Source organism: Mangrovicoccus sp. HB161399 (assembly GCF_013184745.1).
GTDB lineage: Bacteria > Pseudomonadota > Alphaproteobacteria > Rhodobacterales > Rhodobacteraceae > Mangrovicoccus.
In genome coordinates this window covers 1-14,811 of sequence record NZ_JAATVU010000049.1, presented here as the reverse complement: position 1 = coordinate 14,811, position 14,811 = coordinate 1, and the positions used below count along the sequence as shown (strand labels likewise).

Below are 14,811 nucleotides of genomic sequence, written 5' to 3'. Positions count from 1 at the left end.
GGGCCCTTCCTCGTCACGATGGGTATGGCAAAACGGCGCCGAGCCGCTATGGTCGAAGTATGATCAGACCTGCGCCGCTTTTGAAACCGGTTTTCCTCGCCCTGGCCTGTTCCGTTGCGTCGCCTCTGGCGGCGGCGGCGGACCACATCGACGATCTCTTCGCCGAGCTGCAGGATCCCGGGACCGAGAATTGGCAGGGCGTCGAATCCGAGATCTGGCAGGAATGGTCCAAATCGGGCTCGGCGGCGATGGATCTTCTGTTGCAGCGCGGCCGCGAGGCGATGGAGGCGGGCGACCTCGATGCCGCCATCGACCATCTCACCGCCCTGACCGACCATGCGCCGGAATTCGCCGAGGGCTGGAACGCGCGGGCCACCGCCTTCTACCAGGAGGGCAAGCTGGGGCTGGCCGTGGCGGATATCGAGCGGACGCTTGCGCTCAACCCGCGGCATTTCGGGGCGCTCTCGGGCTTCGGCATGATCCTGGAGGAACTGGGCCATCCCGGCCGGGCGCTGGAAGTCTACGATGCCGCACTGGCTATACATCCGCACCAGCCATCCGTAGAAGAGGCCATCGAGCGGATCAAAAGGGAACTGGGCGAGCAGGAAATCTGACCCGCCCTTTTCAAGGAAAAGGCCAATGACGGCGCGCGGACGGGTCCAGGCAGTTCTGGGCCCAACGAACACGGGCAAGACCCATTACGCGATCGAGCGGATGCTCTCCTATCGCACCGGGGTCATCGGCCTCCCCCTGCGGCTCCTGGCCCGGGAAGTCTATGACCGCATCGTCGAGAAGCGCGGCCCCTCGGTCGTGGCGCTGGTGACCGGCGAGGAACGGATCGTGCCCGAGCGGACCCAGTACTGGGTCTGCACGGTCGAGGCGATGCCGGAAGGCCTCGGCGCCGATTTCGTCGCGATCGACGAGATCCAGCTCTGCGCCGATCCCGAGCGCGGCCATGTCTTCACCGACCGGTTGCTGCGCTCGCGCGGCTTCCAGGAGACGCTGTTCCTCGGCGCCTCGACGATGCGCGGCGCCATTGCCGCGCTGGTGCCCGAGGCGACCTTCCAGAGCCGCGAGCGCTTCTCGGAGCTGTCCCATACCGGATCGAAGAAGATCAGCCGGATGCCGGCGCGGTCTGCCATCGTCGGATTCTCGGTGGATTCGGTCTACTCCATCGCCGAGGTGATCCGCCGCCTGAAGGGCGGGGCGGCCGTGGTGATGGGAGCGCTGTCCCCGCGCACCCGCAACGCGCAGGTCGAGATGTACCAGAACGGCGACGTCGACTATCTCGTCGCGACCGATGCGATCGGCATGGGGCTGAACCTCGACATCCGGCATGTCGCCTTCTCCTCGACCCACAAGTTCGACGGCCGCCGGATGCGGCCTTTGCAGCCCAACGAGCTGGCGCAGATCGCCGGCCGGGCGGGACGGCATACCGAGGACGGCACCTTCGGCGTCACCGGCGAGGCGCGGCCGCTGCACGAGGATCTGGCGCAGGCCATCGTCGACAACCGCTTCGCGCCGGTCACCAAGCTGCAATGGCGCAATTCGCGGCTGAACTTCGCCAATCTCGGCGGGCTGATCGCCTCGCTCGAGGAGCACACCCATGACGAGTGGCTGACGCGGGCGCGCGATGCCGACGACGTTCTGGCGCTGAAATCGCTCGCCTCGTCGGTCGAAGTGCGCAACCGTGCCAACAACGCGAAGTCGATCCGGCTGCTGTGGGATGTCTGCCGGATTCCGGATTTCCGCGGCATCTCCGAGACCGAGCATGCGGCGCTGCTGGAGCGGATCTACGAATTCCTGCACGATCAGGGGCGAATCAGCCAGGATTGGATGGCGGCGCAAGTCCGCCGCATCGACCGGACCGAGGGCGATATCGATGCACTGTCCAAGAGACTGTCCTATATTCGCACCTGGACCTACGTGGCGCAGCGCCAGGGCTGGCTGGATGACGAAAGCCATTGGCGCGAGGTGACTCGTTCTGTAGAAGACCGCCTGTCGGATGCGCTTCACGCGCGTTTGACCCAGAGATTTGTTGACCGGCGCACCAGCGTGCTTCTGCGGCGGTTGAAAGAAAAGGAGAGCCTTGTGGCTGAGGTGAATGACAAGGGCGAAGTGACGGTCGAAGGTCAGTTCGTCGGACGGCTGGAAGGATTCCGCTTCAGCCAGGACAAGGCCGCAACGGCGGACGAGGGCAAGACCCTGCGCCAGGCCGCGGTAGCTGCACTGGCACCGGAATTCCACCTGCGCGCCGACCGCTTCTACAACGCGCCGGATACCGAGCTCGACTTCACCGACCAGGGCGGCCTGATGTGGGGCGAACATGCCGTCGGCAAGCTGACCGCGGGCACCGAGACGCTGAAGCCGCAGGTGAAGGCCTTCGTCGACGAAGAGGCGGGGCATGACGTGGCGCAGAAGGTCCAGCGCCGCCTGCAGCACTTCATCGACCGCAAGGTCAACGCGGCCTTCGAGCCGCTGCTGGCAATGTCCCGCGACGAGGCGCTGAGCCCGGCCGCGCGCGGCTTCGCATTCCGGATGATGGAAGGCCAGGGGATCATCCCGCGCGATGCCATCGCCCAGGAGGTCAAGGCTCTCGACCAGGAGACCCGCGGCCAGCTGCGCAAGCACGGCGTGCGCTTCGGCCAGTTCACCATCTTCATGCCGCTCCTGCTGAAGCCGGCTCCGACCCGGCTGCGGCTGGTGCTGTGGTCGCTCGAGAGCAATCTCGACGAATTCCCCTCCGCGCCGCCGCCCGGCCTGGTCACCGTGCCGACCGACGAGCATGTGCCGGAAGGCTATCACGCGATGGCGGGCTACCGTCCGGCCGGCGTGCGCTCGATCCGCATCGACATGCTGGAGCGCCTGGCCGACCTGCTGCGCGCGCAGGACACGCGCGGCGGCTTCGAGGCGACGCCCGACATGCTGTCGATCACCGGCATGACACTGGAGCAGTTCGCCGACCTGATGCAGGGGCTGGGCTACAAGGCCGAGCGCGGCGAGCGCCAGAAGGTCAAGGCGGCACCCGCCGAGGCCGCGGCGCCCGAAGCCGAAGAGGTCGTGGCCGTGGCCGCGCCCGAGGGAGGCGACGCGCTGGCCGATCCGGCTGCGGCCGAGGAAATGGTCGCGCCCGCCGAGATCTCCGAAGGCCCGATGCTGGCCGAGGAAGCTGCCGAGGCCACCGGCCCCGAAGGCGATGTCGCGCCCGAGGCGGACACGCTGTCCGTCGAGCCCACTGCCGAGGACGCAGGTGCGGAACCGGCGGCAGAGGAGCAGATCGTCTCCACCGATGCGGAGCCCGCGGCCGAGCCCGAAGCGGCCGGCGAGACCGTGACGGAAGTCTTCTACACCTTTGCCTGGGCTCCGCGCCGCCGCGGCGGCGACCGTCCGGGCGGGCGCAAGAACTTCCGCGGCCAGGGCGGCAATGCCGGGGCGAATGGCGGCGAAGGCGGCAAGCGCGACGGCAAGCCGCGCGGCGAGGGCGGCAAGCCCCGCGGCAAGGGCAAGCCCGGCGGCGGCAAGCGCGACTGGAACAAGGACGGCCCCCGCAAGGAGCAGGGCGCCAAGGTCTATTCCGCCAAGCCGCAGCGCAAGGAAAAGGCCATCGATCCGGACAATCCCTTCGCCGCCGCTCTGATGGGGCTGAAGGACAAGCGCTGATGTCCGAGGACGCGCGGCTTAGGGTCGACAAGTGGCTCTGGCAGGCGCGTTTCTTCAAGACCCGGGGACTGGCCGCAGAGGTGGCGTCCTCGGGGCATCTGCGCCTGAACGGCGCGCATGTGAAGAAATCCTCGCAGGTGGTGAAGCCCGGCGACACGCTGACCTTTCCGCAGGGCAGCCGCATCCGGGTGATCAAGGTGGCGGCCATCGGCACCCGCCGCGGGCCGGCTCCGGAGGCGCAGGCGCTCTACGAGGATCTCACCCCGGACCAGCCGCGAGATGTCTCGGCCCCCGCGGCCGGGGCGGCGCCCAGCCGCCGCGAGCGGGAACAGGCGCGGTCGCTCAAACGTTCCGCGCTTGAATGACCGGGACCAAGGCCTTAAGGACCGACCTGATCAATCGAGAGAGTCCATGACCTACGTCGTCACCGAAAACTGTATCGCTTGCAAGTACACCGACTGCGTCGAAGTCTGCCCCGTGGATTGCTTCTACGAGGGCGAGAACACGCTGGTCATCCATCCCGACGAATGCATCGACTGCGGCGTCTGCGAGCCTGAATGCCCCGCCGACGCGATCCGTCCCGACACCGAGCCGGGCATGGAGCAATGGGTCGAGTTCAACCGCAAGTACAGCGAGCTCTGGCCGGTCATCGTCGAGAAGAAGGACCCGATGCCGGATGCCGCCAAGCATGACGGCGAGGACGGCAAGATGGAGAAGTACTTCTCCGAAGCTCCGGGCGCCGGCAGCTGAGAATCGCCGACGCGGCAGATTCGCTCTGGTTCACCCGGAAGAAGCGTTCTAAGAGGGAAAGGGCATCGCGGCTTGTCCGCGGGCCCGGCCGAATGGCCAAGATAACCGGCAGATCGTGTCCGGCCACGTCACTTTTCACGTGACATGGCGGCTATGCGGGTGCTGGGACTTTTTTTCCTGCCCATTTTTTGCTATACACCCCGTCACAAACGAGTCCCGTCTCAAGCGGCCTGCACATCCGTGCGGTCGTTTTTTTGCCCTGTGAGTCCCGGTTGCGGCGAGTGTTTTTGTGCCGGAAAGGGATCATGGGGCCGGGATTGCTGGGGAAAGCCGAGGATTATACCGCGATGAGCAAAGCGAAGATGTCTGAATTCCGCCCGAACGACTACGTTGTCTACCCGGCCCATGGAGTGGGGCAGATCGTATCGATCGAGGAACAGGACATTGCCGGCATCACGCTGGAACTGTTCGTGATCTCTTTTGAAAAGGACAAGATGACTCTGCGCGTCCCCACGGCCAAGGCGGCCGAGGTCGGCATGCGTTCGCTCTCCAGCCCCGATGTCGTGACCAAGGCGATGGACACGCTGCGCGGGAAGGCCAAGGTCAAGCGGGCCATGTGGTCTCGTCGCGCCCAGGAATACGAGCAGAAGATCAATTCGGGCGACCTGATCTCGATCGCCGAAGTCGTGCGCGACCTGCACCGCGCCGACGACCAGCGCGAGCAGTCCTATTCCGAGCGCCAGCTGTACGAAGCTGCGCTGGAGCGCCTGACCCGCGAAGTCGCTGCCGTCTCCGGCACCGACGAGGGCTCCGCCCAAAAGACCGTCGGCGAAGTTCTGGTCGGCCGCGCCGCCTGATCTTCCTGACATAAGATTTCATGACAGGGCCGTGCCGCGAGGTGCGGCCCTGTCGCTTTTCGGCTCAGGGCAGGGGGGCGGCCAGCGTGCCGCCGGCGTCGATTGCCGAGACCACTGCCACCACCCGCCAGCCCCCGGCGGTCTCCTGCAGCACCGGTCCGCCGGAATTGCCGAAGGTCGCCTCGCAGGTCAGCCGCAGCACGCCCTGGCCGAGCGGGCGGAAGGCGCAGCTTCCGGCATCGCTGAGCGCGTGCGGCCGGTCCCAGCGGTAGCCGAGGATGCGCACCGGCCGTCCCGGCTCGGGCGGCGCGGTGTCCAGCGGCGCGACCCCGGACATCGGCGCGGCCAGCGTCAGCACCGCGGTATCCGTGGCGACGGCGCGCTGTCCGCCGGCGCGGGGCAGCGCGACCGAGGCGACCTCGCCGAGTGCGGCATAGCTGCCCCGCAGCCAGCCGGCCACGAAGCGCAGCCGTTCGGGAGGGATCATCGTGCCGTCGGCCTGCTGCACGCAATGCGCGGCCGTAAGGACGGTCTGCGGCGCGACCAGGGTCGCGGTGCACATGGCGAGATTGCGGTAGCCCGTCCGGTTGAGCCGGCCGATCGCCTGCCATGCGGCATGCGCCCCGGGCGGCAGCATGGCGGGTTCGCCATGGGCCAGCCCGGCGGCGCAGAGCAGTAGCGCGGCGAGGCTAGTCCTCTTCGTCGCGGCTGCGGTCATGGGCGCGCAGGGTTTCGGCCTGGGCGATCAGCACGCGCAGGAATTCGTAGAGGCTGCCCACGAAGATGCCGCCGGCGCCCCAGACCGGGAAGAGCCAGGCAGGGATGCCCTCCAGGTGCGGCGCGGCGAAGGTCAGCGCGCCGGCATTGACGGCATGCATGGCGAAGGTCGGGCCAAGGACGCCCGCGGCGAGGCCGGTGACGGTCATGGCGAGGGTGCGCTTGACCAGCAGCATCGCGGCCATGATGCCTGCGCTGCCGGCCAGCATCTTCAGCACGTCGGTCCAGTAATGCTCGGTCAGCCGCATCAGCCCGAAGGCGAGCGCGCAGATCAGGAGGAACTGGCCCAGCTCCTTGCCCAGGAGGGACAGGGTTTCGGTCTGCTTGCTGGACATGGGATCAAGGGGCTCCGGCAGGATACTGGTCACGATGGGCTGGGCCCGGCCTAGCGCAGAAGGGGGGCGGAGGTCCAGAAGGGCAATGCGCGCAACCCGGCGTCACTCGGCCAGCGCCGTCAGGATGCGCGAGCTGGCCTCCAGCGTGCGGTGCACCGGGCAGCGGTCGGCGATCTCGATCAGCTTCTGCCGCTGCGCTTCGCTCAGCGCGCCCTCCAGCCGGATGGTCCGCTTGAACTGGTCGATCTTGGAGGCGATCTCCGGCGTGCAGTCCTGGGCGTGGACCTTGTCATGGGTGACGTCGACCGAGACATGGTCTAGCGGCCAGCCCTTGCGGCGGGCATACATGCGGATCGTCATCGAGGTGCAGGCGCCCAGCCCGGCAGCGAGGAAGCCGTAGGGCGACATGCCCTTGTTGGTGCCGCCATAGGCCATCGGCTCGTCCGCCAGCGCGTGGTGGAACGGGCCGCTGGTGACGTCCTGCAGGAAGCCGCCGGCATCGGCCTCGGCGACGCGGACGATGCCCTCGGGCGCGCCGATCGGCGGGGCGGGCGGCCGCAGCCGCACCTTGGTCCCGGCCCAGGCGGCGATCACCTCGGCGGCATACTCGGCATCCTCGGGCTGGGTCAGAAGGTGGTCGGCATCGGCCAGCGTCACGAAGCTCTTCGGGTGGCGCGCGGCGCGGAAGATCCGGGTGGCATTGTCGATGCCCACCACCTCGTCGCGCGGCGCGTGAAGCACCAGCAGCGCCTTGTCGAGATCGCGGATCGCGGGGGCAAGCTGCGCTTCCGAGACATCCTCGACGAAGGCCTTGCCGATCCGCACCGGCCGGCCGCCGAGTTCGACCTCCGCCGCACCTGCCGCCGCGATGTCGGGCAGGGCCCCGGCGAAGTTGCGGGTCACCATGGCAGGGTCGAACGGCGCGCCGATCGTCACCACCGCCCGCGCCGAGGGGATCTCGGCGGCCGCGCGCAGCACCGCCGCGCCGCCCAGCGAATGGCCGATCAGCAGGTCGGGCGCCATGCCGCGTGCCTCCAGCGCGCGTGCCGCGGCCACCACGTCCTCGACATTCGTGGTGAAGGTCGTGTTCTCGAACTCGCCGGCGGAATGGCCCAGCCCGGTGAAGTCGAAGCGCAGCACCGCAATGCCCATCGCCGCCAGCCGCGCCGCGATCCGGCGGGCGCCGACGATGTCCTTGCCGCAGGTGAAGCAATGGGCGAAGAGCGCGGTGGCCAGGCGCGGGCCGTCGGGCAGGTCAAGCCGGGCTGCCAGCTCTGCGCCGTCATGGCCGGGAAAGCTGAATCGTTCGGGCACCATCGGCGCGACTCCTGCTGGCTGCTCGGGGCGGGGGTCTCCAAGAAATGCCGCCCCCCTGCGGCAAACTCAACCCCGCTGCAACCAATGACACGCGCCAGTGAGACCTGCGGAGCGCACTGACACGCGGACGTTACGCGATGCCGCCGGCGCGGGCGCAGTTGAAAGCGGAGCCGCCCATGATCCTGCGCCTGCCGGCCGTCCTGGCCGCCTCTTGCCCGCCGCCGCCCATGCCGGGGACAGGCGCGGAGGCCTGCCGGGCCGGAAAGGATTGCGCCGCGCCGGTTTCGCGCCATGGGCGGTGGCCGGTGGGCAAACAAATGGCGGGCCGGGCGTCGTTCTGTCCGCTGACTCCGGGATGCAGGCGGAGGAATCTCCGGGGCCGGTGCCGGATGCCACGCTGGACTGCGGCTGCTGGCCAGAAGCGCTTGCTCGATGCCGTGGCCGGGGGCTGGCGTGGGCGCCCCCGATTCCGGTGCGGACAAGGCAACGGCATGATCGTTGGCCGGGTGACCGCGGAGAAGGCAGGGACAGGTTCGCCGTCACCTTTGCCGTGCGGGCGAGTGAAGCGGCAATGGCGGTCTGAGGAGCCTGTGGAGGCAATGCCGGGATCAGTCTCGTCTCTGCGGTCGTGGACCCGGCGGCGTCCGGCGTGGCGGCGTCGATGGAGCCGTGCCGCTGGCGGGCGATGCCGCCGATCCGGGACGAACCCGAAAACCCGCGGGCCCTTCGTCTTCGAGCCGTCCGGCGCGCAGGTGGCGAAGCCGCCGATGGCGAGCTCGCCATTGCCGATTTTCGGTCCTTCCCGCTCGCCGGGCCGGTGTGGTGATACGCGGGCAGGCGCCAGTTGCCGCCACCGGATCTTTGCTGATGCCAGCATTGGGCGGCAGCGTCCGCTTTCGGGGAAGCCGGCGGAGATGGCGTGCGGGGTGGGCGCGAACTGCGGTCTCGCCGGGCAGCGCCTACCCATCGGCGGGACCGCGGCCAAGCGATCTGCAGATCAGGCCCAATCCTCCGTTGGGCACTGCGCACCGAGGATGGGCGGGTCCGGCTGTGCCTCCGGCGGCAATGGCATGTGCCGGGGCAGTCCGCGGGCCCGGCCGGAAATGAGCATGCCGGAAGGATCGGTCTCGGCCGGAATGTCGGCGCGACGGCGCGCCCTCCGGAACGGGGGGCGCCTTGATCACTTCCGTCGGCCTCGCGTGCTGCGGCCATGGCGGGCAGGAACGCGATCTTGCTGCCCGGTCCGGGGCATCCGGTGGGGAGCGCTCCGGAACCTTGCCGTGTCCGGCATGCCACGCCGCCCGCTGGCGGAAATCTCGCCGGTGGCAGCATTGACGGCCTCGGTGCGACCGGCGGGCTGGCCATCGCCGCCGCGCCGCGCCGCGGCCCGGCCGTCCCGCGGGCGTTGCGGTGATTGTGGACGCCGGGATCGGGGGGCTCGCGGTCATTTGCAGCCTTGTTGGATCGGGCGCGCATTGCCGGGGGACGCGGCGGCAACGGAGGGACTGCCCGTTTTGCAGGCATTGCGTGGGGGTAGGACCTTTTTCGGTGCGGATTCCGCTTGGCCGGGCCCAAGGCCCGTGCTGCTGATCGGGAATGACCGTGACCCTCGCCTCCCCGATCCTGAACGCGGCTCCCGCCGATCCCGAAACCCTCTGGTCCAAGGCCAACGGCCTTCCCGGCATCTCTCCCCTTGGCGATGCGCCCTGGTTCTGGGTGCTGGAGAATTACGCCGCGCAGATGGCCGAGCGGGAGCGGCTGATCGGCGAAACGCCCGGTCTCGTCACTGGTGTCTGCCCGGGGGCGGAAGAGGCGGCTGCAGAGCTGCTGGAGACCGTGCTGGAGACGGTGGCGGCCCATCCTGGCTTCCGCGTCGGCGCCGCGGAGGCGGAATGCCCGGACGGGCGGGTTGTGGCGATCGACCGGGAGTCGCCGATGGCGACAGCAGGGCGGCTGGTCCAGGAGGACCTGTGCCTGATGCAGCGGCCCGACGGCGCACAGGAGCATGTCCTGACGGCCGCGGCGCTGTGCTTTCCGGCGAACTGGACGCTGGCGGAGAAGCTCGGCCGCCCGATGCTGCGCATCCACAAGCCGGTCGATGCCTATGACGACGGCGTGGCGAAGCGGGTGCAGCGTCTTTTGGACGGGGTGCAGCCCGGCCGGGCGATCTGGCGGGCCAACCTGCACCGCGCGCAGGATCCGCGCCTGTTCCAGCCGCAGGCGGAAAAGGACAAGTGGCCGCGCCGGACCGGCGGAGACTACGTCCGCTCCGAACGCCAGGTGCTGACCCGCCTGCCTGCCAGCCGCGGCGTGGTGTTCTCGATCCACACGCTGGTGCTGCGGCTTGCCGACATGCCCGAGCCCTGGCGCAGCTCGCTGCAGGCTCACGGCTGATCCCGCAGGGCAGGGCGGAACGCAAAAGGGGCGCCCGAGGGCGCCCCTTCCGGTCTGCATCTCCGCGAGGGATCAGCAGCCGTAGTACATCTTGTACTCGATCGGGTGCGGGCAATGCTCGTAGGCATAGACCTCGTCCCACTTGAGCGCCAGGTAGCCTTCGATCTGGCCCTTGGTGAACACGTCGCCTGCCAGCAGGAACTCGTGATCGGCTTCCAGCGACTCGAGGGCTTCGCGCAGCGAGGCACAGACGGTCGGGATGCCTGCCAGTTCTTCCGGCTCCAGGTCGTAGAGGTCCTTGTCGGAGGCTTCGCCCGGATCGATCTTGTTCTTGATGCCGTCGAGGCCGGCCATCAGGAGTGCCGAGAACGCCAGGTAGGGGTTCGCTGCCGGATCGGGGAAGCGGGCTTCGACGCGCTTCGCCTTCGGCGACTCCGCCCACGGGATACGCACGCAGCCCGAACGGTTCGAAGCGGAGTAGGCGCGCAGCACCGGTGCCTCGAAGCCCGGGATCAGGCGCTTGTAGGAGTTGGTGGTCGGGTTGGTGAAGGCGTTCAGGGTCTTGGCATGCTTCAGGATGCCGCCGATGAACCACAGCGCCTCGTCCGACAGGTCAGCGTACTTGTCGCCTGCGAAGAGCGGCTTGCCGTCCTTCCAGATCGACATGTTGACGTGCATGCCGGTGCCGTTGTCGCCGGAAATCGGCTTCGGCATGAAGGTCGCCGACTTGCCGTAGGCCTGGGCAACGTTCTGCACGACGTACTTGTACTTCTGGATCTCGTCGGCCTGCTTGGTCAGCGTGCCGAAGATCAGGCCCAGCTCGTGCTGGCAGGACGCCACTTCGTGATGGTGCTTGTCGACCTTCATGCCCATGCGCTTCATGGTCGAGAGCATCTCGGAGCGGATGTCCTGGGCGTCGTCGATCGGGTTGACCGGGAAGTAGCCGCCCTTGATGCCCGGGCGCATGCCGGTGTTGCCCATCTCGTACTCGGTATCCGAGTTCCAGGCCGCATCGACCGCGTCCACCTGGAAGGAGACCTTGTTCATCGAGACCGAGAAACGGACGTCGTCGAACAGGAAGAATTCCGCTTCCGGACCCATGTAGGCCGCGTCGCCGATGCCCGAGGAAATCAGGTAGGCTTCCGCCTTCTCGGCGGTGCCGCGCGGGTCGCGGTCATACGCGTCGCCGGTGTCGGGCTCGACGACCGAGCAATGGATGCACGCGGTCTTCTCGGCGTAGAACGGGTCGATGTAGACGGACTCGGTGTCGGGCATCAGCTTCATGTCGGACTGGTCGATCGATTTCCAGCCGGCGATGGAGGAGCCGTCGAACATGAAGCCCTCGTCCAGGAAGTCCTCATCGACCAGATCTGCCAGCACGGTGACGTGCTGCAGCTTGCCGCGCGGGTCCGTGAAGCGGATGTCGACGTACTCGACGCCCTCGTCCGCGATCAGTTTGAGAACGGCTTCTTTACTCATTTGACCGTTTTCCCTTCTCTCTTAACGGTTGTTCCAGTGGTTTCCGGCTCAGAGGGCGGTTTCGCCGTCTTCGCCGGTACGAATGCGAATGGCCTGCTCGACAGGGCTGACGAAGATCTTGCCGTCGCCGATCTTCTTGGTGCGCGCGGCTTCCATGATGACGTTGATCGCGGTTTCGACCATGTCATCCGAGAGCACAACTTCGACTTTTACTTTGGGAAGGAAATCAACTACATATTCTGCGCCGCGATAGAGTTCCGTATGGCCCTTCTGACGTCCGAATCCCTTGACCTCGACGACGGACAGACCTTGGACACCGTTTTCCTGAAGCGCCTCCTTCACTTCATCAAGCTTGAACGGCTTGATGATCGCTTCAATCTTCTTCATTCACCGACTCCTTCGCATCGTCTGGCGTTGCATCGGACAGATCACTTTCAAACTGCCACCACAATTGACTAGGGTCGGGCGGCAGCAGGATGGCGGATCGCGGGAAGAGACAGGCCTGAAAAATGGGCAGAGCGCAAGCGAAATGGGCGAAATGAAAAGCCGCGAATCCAAAGGGTCGCAGGAGGTGCTGTCCGCCGAGGCGATGCGGCACCTCGAAGAGGCTGCTTTTGCTGGCGGACGCATCTCCAGCCGCGAGGCGATGGAGCGTGCCGGGCAGGGCGTTGCGGCCGGGATTCTCGCCCGCCATCCGCAGCCCGGACGTGTCCTGGTGCTCTGCGGTCCCGGCAACAACGGCGGCGACGGCTATGTCGTCGCCCGCATCTTGCACGGCCGCGGATGGACGGTGCGCGTGGCGGCTCTGGGCCGTCCCGAGGCTGCCGGTCCGGATGCCGCGGCGAACCGGCATCTCTGGGAGGCGCGCGGCGGCATCGCCCGGTTGCCCGACCCGCTGGAGGATGGCGCCGCCGACGTGCTGGTCGACGCGCTTTTCGGCATCGGCCTCAGCCGCGGCATCTCGGGCGAGCTCGGAGCGCAGCTCGAGGAGATCGCCGCGGACGCGGCTGCCGCCGGAACGCTGCGCGTCGCAGTCGATCTTCCCTCCGGTCTCGATGCCGACAGCGGCGCGGCGCTGGGGACGGTGCTGCCCGCCGACCTGACCGTCACCTTCCATTGCCGGAAGCCGGTGCATGGTCTCCGCCCGGACTTGTGCGGGGAGGTGAAGGTGGTGGATATCGGGCTATGAACAAGTCCACGGAGGGGGTCTCCCCCGCGCTGCTGGCCCGTCTCGCGAAGCGGGGCGACCGGCACAAGTACGATTACGGCCATGCCCTCGTCCTCGCGGGCGGCGTGGGCCATGGCGGGGCGGCCCGTCTTGCCGCGCGGGCGGCGCTGCGCGTCGGCTCGGGGCTGGTGACGGTGGCGCCGCCGCCTGCCGCGCTGATCGAGAATGCCTGCCAGCTCAACGCGGTGATGCTGCGCCCGGTGGCGGATGCGGATGCGCTGTGCGAGGTTCTGAAGGATCCGAAGATCAGCGCGGTCTGCCTCGGCCCGGGGCTGGGGACCGGCGAGCGGACGCGGGCGCTGGTGGCGGCGGTGCTGGCCTCGGGCCGCTCGGCCGTGCTCGATGCCGATGCGCTGACGTCTTTCTCGGAGGCGCCCGAGACGCTGTTCTCGATGCTTCACCGGCGGGTGGTTCTGACGCCGCATATGGGGGAATTCGCCCGGCTCTTCCCGGCGGAGGCGCAGGAGATGCGCTCTGCCAAGACGGCGCTGGCGCATCGGCGGCTGCTCTTCGGTGCGGTTCAGCGGGCGCAGGCGGTGGTCCTGCTCAAGGGCACGGTGACGCGGATCGCCGATCCGGGCGGCGGCAGTGCCGAGCATGCCGCCACCGGCGAGCGTGCGGCCCCATGGCTGGCAACCGCGGGATCGGGCGACGTGCTGGCCGGGCTGATCTGCGGGCTGCTGGCGCGGGGCTTCTCGGCGATGGAATCGGCGCAGCTGGGCGCCTGGCTCCACGCCGAGGCCGCGCTCCGGGTCGGTCCGGGGCTGATTGCCGAGGACCTGCCCGAAGCGCTGCCCGAGGTGTTCCGCTTCATCGGGCTGTGACCGCGCGGTTTAGCGCGCGGGCACGGTGGCGGGGGCCTCGCCGATCCGTTCGAGGCTGGCGCTGTTGCCGCGCCAGATGTCTCCCGCCGCAGGGGCGGTCTCCTGCGGTGCGCGGGCCAGGGCCGCGAGGGCGAGGATGAGGGCGAGCCCCGCGGCGGCGGGCCGGAGCATCCGTCCGGAGCCTGGCAGGAGGGGGGCGCTTGCAGCATGGGCCATGGTCGATCTCCTTTGTTGAGGCATGGTTGAAGCATGGCCTGAACATGGGGAAAGGTGTGGCATTATGGAAATGAATGTTTATGGGTCATGAGATCACTGATGGTGATCATATTTGGCCGCGAGAAACCCCTCGCATCCCTGCGGGAGCTTTGCTAAACGGCCCGGTACGCGGGTGTGGCGAAATTGGTAGACGCACCAGATTTAGGTTCTGGCGCCGCAAGGCGTGGGGGTTCAAGTCCCTCCACCCGCACCACATTGATAACAAAATGGAAAGTGATGTTCTCATGCGAGAACATGTCCGCGGCTTCGCTGGTGTTTCCCAGTCTGTTTCCCACTCTCACGTTTCGTTCTCGTTCTGTTCCCGTGCAAGCTGCGCGCGCTTAGATGCCTTCTTCTGCTCTGCGCGGCGCCGATACTTCTGGACCATCTCCAGCGACCTGTGGCCGGTCACGGCCTGGATGTCGGAGTCAGAGCATCCAGCTTCGGCAAGCTCCTGCGCGGCGGTGTAGCGCCAGCCGTGCGGGACGAGGCGGTCATCGCCATCGCGGGCGCCGATAGCCTCCCGAATCGTCTCGATCTCTTTCTGCACCTGCCGCTTGCCGAATGGCTGGGTCAGGTTCTTCGCTAGGCTCAGGACCCATTGATTTCGGCTGGACGGCATGATTCAGCGTTCGAAAACGAGCGGTGACATGTCTGATCTCTTCTGGCTGAGCGACGCGCAGATGGCGCGCTTGGAGCCCTTTTTCCCGAAGTCCCACGGCAAGCCGCGTGTCGACGACCGGCGTGTCTTGAGCGGGATTATCTTTATCAATCGCAATGGCTTGCGCTGGAGGGATGCGCCGATAGAGCATGGCCCCCACAAGACGCTCTGCAATCGCTGGAAGCGGTGGAGCGATAAGGGCATCTTCGCGCGGATGCTGGCCGGGCTGGCGGGCGAGGACCACGAGAAGAAGACCGTGATGATAGATGCGACC

Annotated in this window: 16 protein-coding genes and 1 tRNA gene; 10 read left to right on the top strand and 7 right to left on the bottom strand. The window is 67.7% G+C overall.

Features of this window, described 5'->3' with window-relative positions:
- Positions 1-59: 59 nt before the first annotated feature.
- The 5 genes from HCC78_RS22155 (at position 60) to HCC78_RS22135 (ending at position 5,267) form a co-directional block, all read left to right on the top strand.
- Positions 60-614, top strand: coding sequence for a tetratricopeptide repeat protein (locus HCC78_RS22155; RefSeq protein WP_172330975.1), 555 nt, complete (start codon positions 60-62; stop codon positions 612-614).
- A 25-nt stretch (positions 615-639) separates the two neighbouring features.
- Positions 640-3,660 (top strand): helicase-related protein, encoded by a 3,021-nt coding sequence (locus tag HCC78_RS22150; RefSeq protein WP_172330974.1) that lies wholly within the window; start codon positions 640-642, stop codon positions 3,658-3,660.
- A complete protein-coding gene (locus HCC78_RS22145) occupies positions 3,660-4,025 on the top strand; it encodes an RNA-binding S4 domain-containing protein (protein WP_172330973.1) in 366 nt (121 codons plus the stop codon). The genes HCC78_RS22150 and HCC78_RS22145 overlap by 1 nt, the downstream gene beginning before the upstream one ends.
- A 46-nt stretch (positions 4,026-4,071) precedes the next feature.
- Complete coding sequence (gene fdxA, locus HCC78_RS22140; RefSeq protein WP_172330972.1) at positions 4,072-4,410, top strand: ferredoxin FdxA; 339 nt, start codon at positions 4,072-4,074, stop codon at positions 4,408-4,410.
- A gap of 347 nt (positions 4,411-4,757) precedes the next feature.
- Complete coding sequence (locus HCC78_RS22135; RefSeq protein WP_108258842.1) at positions 4,758-5,267, top strand: CarD family transcriptional regulator; 510 nt, start codon at positions 4,758-4,760, stop codon at positions 5,265-5,267.
- Between the two features lie 64 nt (positions 5,268-5,331).
- On the opposite strand, the gene HCC78_RS22130 is transcribed toward HCC78_RS22135, so the two are convergent.
- The 3 genes from HCC78_RS22130 to HCC78_RS22120 form a co-directional block, all read right to left on the bottom strand.
- Positions 5,332-5,985 (bottom strand): serine protease, encoded by a 654-nt coding sequence (locus tag HCC78_RS22130; protein WP_172330971.1) that lies wholly within the window; start codon positions 5,983-5,985, stop codon positions 5,332-5,334.
- Positions 5,957-6,379 (bottom strand): hypothetical protein, encoded by a 423-nt coding sequence (locus HCC78_RS22125; RefSeq protein ID WP_172330970.1) that lies wholly within the window; start codon positions 6,377-6,379, stop codon positions 5,957-5,959. The genes HCC78_RS22130 and HCC78_RS22125 overlap by 29 nt, the downstream gene beginning before the upstream one ends.
- Before the next feature lie 102 nt (positions 6,380-6,481).
- Positions 6,482-7,696 (bottom strand): bifunctional alpha/beta hydrolase/OsmC family protein, encoded by a 1,215-nt coding sequence (locus HCC78_RS22120; RefSeq protein WP_172330969.1) that lies wholly within the window; start codon positions 7,694-7,696, stop codon positions 6,482-6,484.
- 1,602 nt (positions 7,697-9,298) lie between these two features.
- Between HCC78_RS22120 and HCC78_RS22115 the strand changes: the two genes are divergently transcribed.
- A complete protein-coding gene (locus tag HCC78_RS22115) occupies positions 9,299-10,090 on the top strand; it encodes a DUF3445 domain-containing protein (protein WP_371743904.1) in 792 nt (263 codons plus the stop codon).
- A 72-nt stretch (positions 10,091-10,162) separates the two neighbouring features.
- Here HCC78_RS22115 and glnA read toward each other — a convergent pair whose 3' ends face one another.
- Together glnA and HCC78_RS22105 are read right to left on the bottom strand one after the other, a co-directional pair.
- A complete protein-coding gene (gene glnA, locus HCC78_RS22110; RefSeq protein WP_172330967.1) occupies positions 10,163-11,569 on the bottom strand; it encodes a type I glutamate--ammonia ligase in 1,407 nt (468 codons plus the stop codon).
- Positions 11,570-11,617: 48 nt separating this feature from the next.
- Positions 11,618-11,956 carry a P-II family nitrogen regulator gene (locus HCC78_RS22105; protein WP_108258133.1) on the bottom strand — a complete coding sequence of 113 codons (339 nt, stop codon included), beginning with the start codon at positions 11,954-11,956 and terminating at the stop codon, positions 11,618-11,620.
- Positions 11,957-12,107: 151 nt separating this feature from the next.
- Here HCC78_RS22105 and HCC78_RS34945 point away from each other — a divergent pair, with 151 nt between their 5' ends.
- Complete coding sequence (locus HCC78_RS34945) at positions 12,108-12,758, top strand: NAD(P)H-hydrate epimerase (RefSeq protein WP_371743903.1); 651 nt, start codon at positions 12,108-12,110, stop codon at positions 12,756-12,758.
- Complete coding sequence (locus tag HCC78_RS34940) at positions 12,755-13,621, top strand: NAD(P)H-hydrate dehydratase (protein WP_371743902.1); 867 nt, start codon at positions 12,755-12,757, stop codon at positions 13,619-13,621. Before HCC78_RS34945 ends, HCC78_RS34940 begins: the two co-directional genes overlap by 4 nt.
- A 9-nt stretch (positions 13,622-13,630) precedes the next feature.
- Here HCC78_RS34940 and HCC78_RS22095 read toward each other — a convergent pair whose 3' ends face one another.
- A complete protein-coding gene (locus HCC78_RS22095; RefSeq protein WP_172330966.1) occupies positions 13,631-13,837 on the bottom strand; it encodes a hypothetical protein in 207 nt (68 codons plus the stop codon).
- A 168-nt stretch (positions 13,838-14,005) separates the two neighbouring features.
- Between HCC78_RS22095 and HCC78_RS22090 the strand changes: the two genes are divergently transcribed.
- Positions 14,006-14,090: transfer RNA gene (locus tag HCC78_RS22090), tRNA-Leu, on the top strand.
- Between the two features lie 84 nt (positions 14,091-14,174).
- On the opposite strand, the gene HCC78_RS22085 is transcribed toward HCC78_RS22090, so the two are convergent.
- Entirely contained in the window at positions 14,175-14,498 is a 324-nt protein-coding gene (locus tag HCC78_RS22085; RefSeq protein WP_172330965.1) for a tyrosine-type recombinase/integrase, read from the bottom strand.
- A 28-nt stretch (positions 14,499-14,526) separates the two neighbouring features.
- Between HCC78_RS22085 and HCC78_RS22080 the strand changes: the two genes are divergently transcribed.
- A partial coding sequence (locus HCC78_RS22080) for a transposase (protein ID WP_172330964.1) occupies positions 14,527-14,811 on the top strand: 285 nt, incomplete at its 3' end.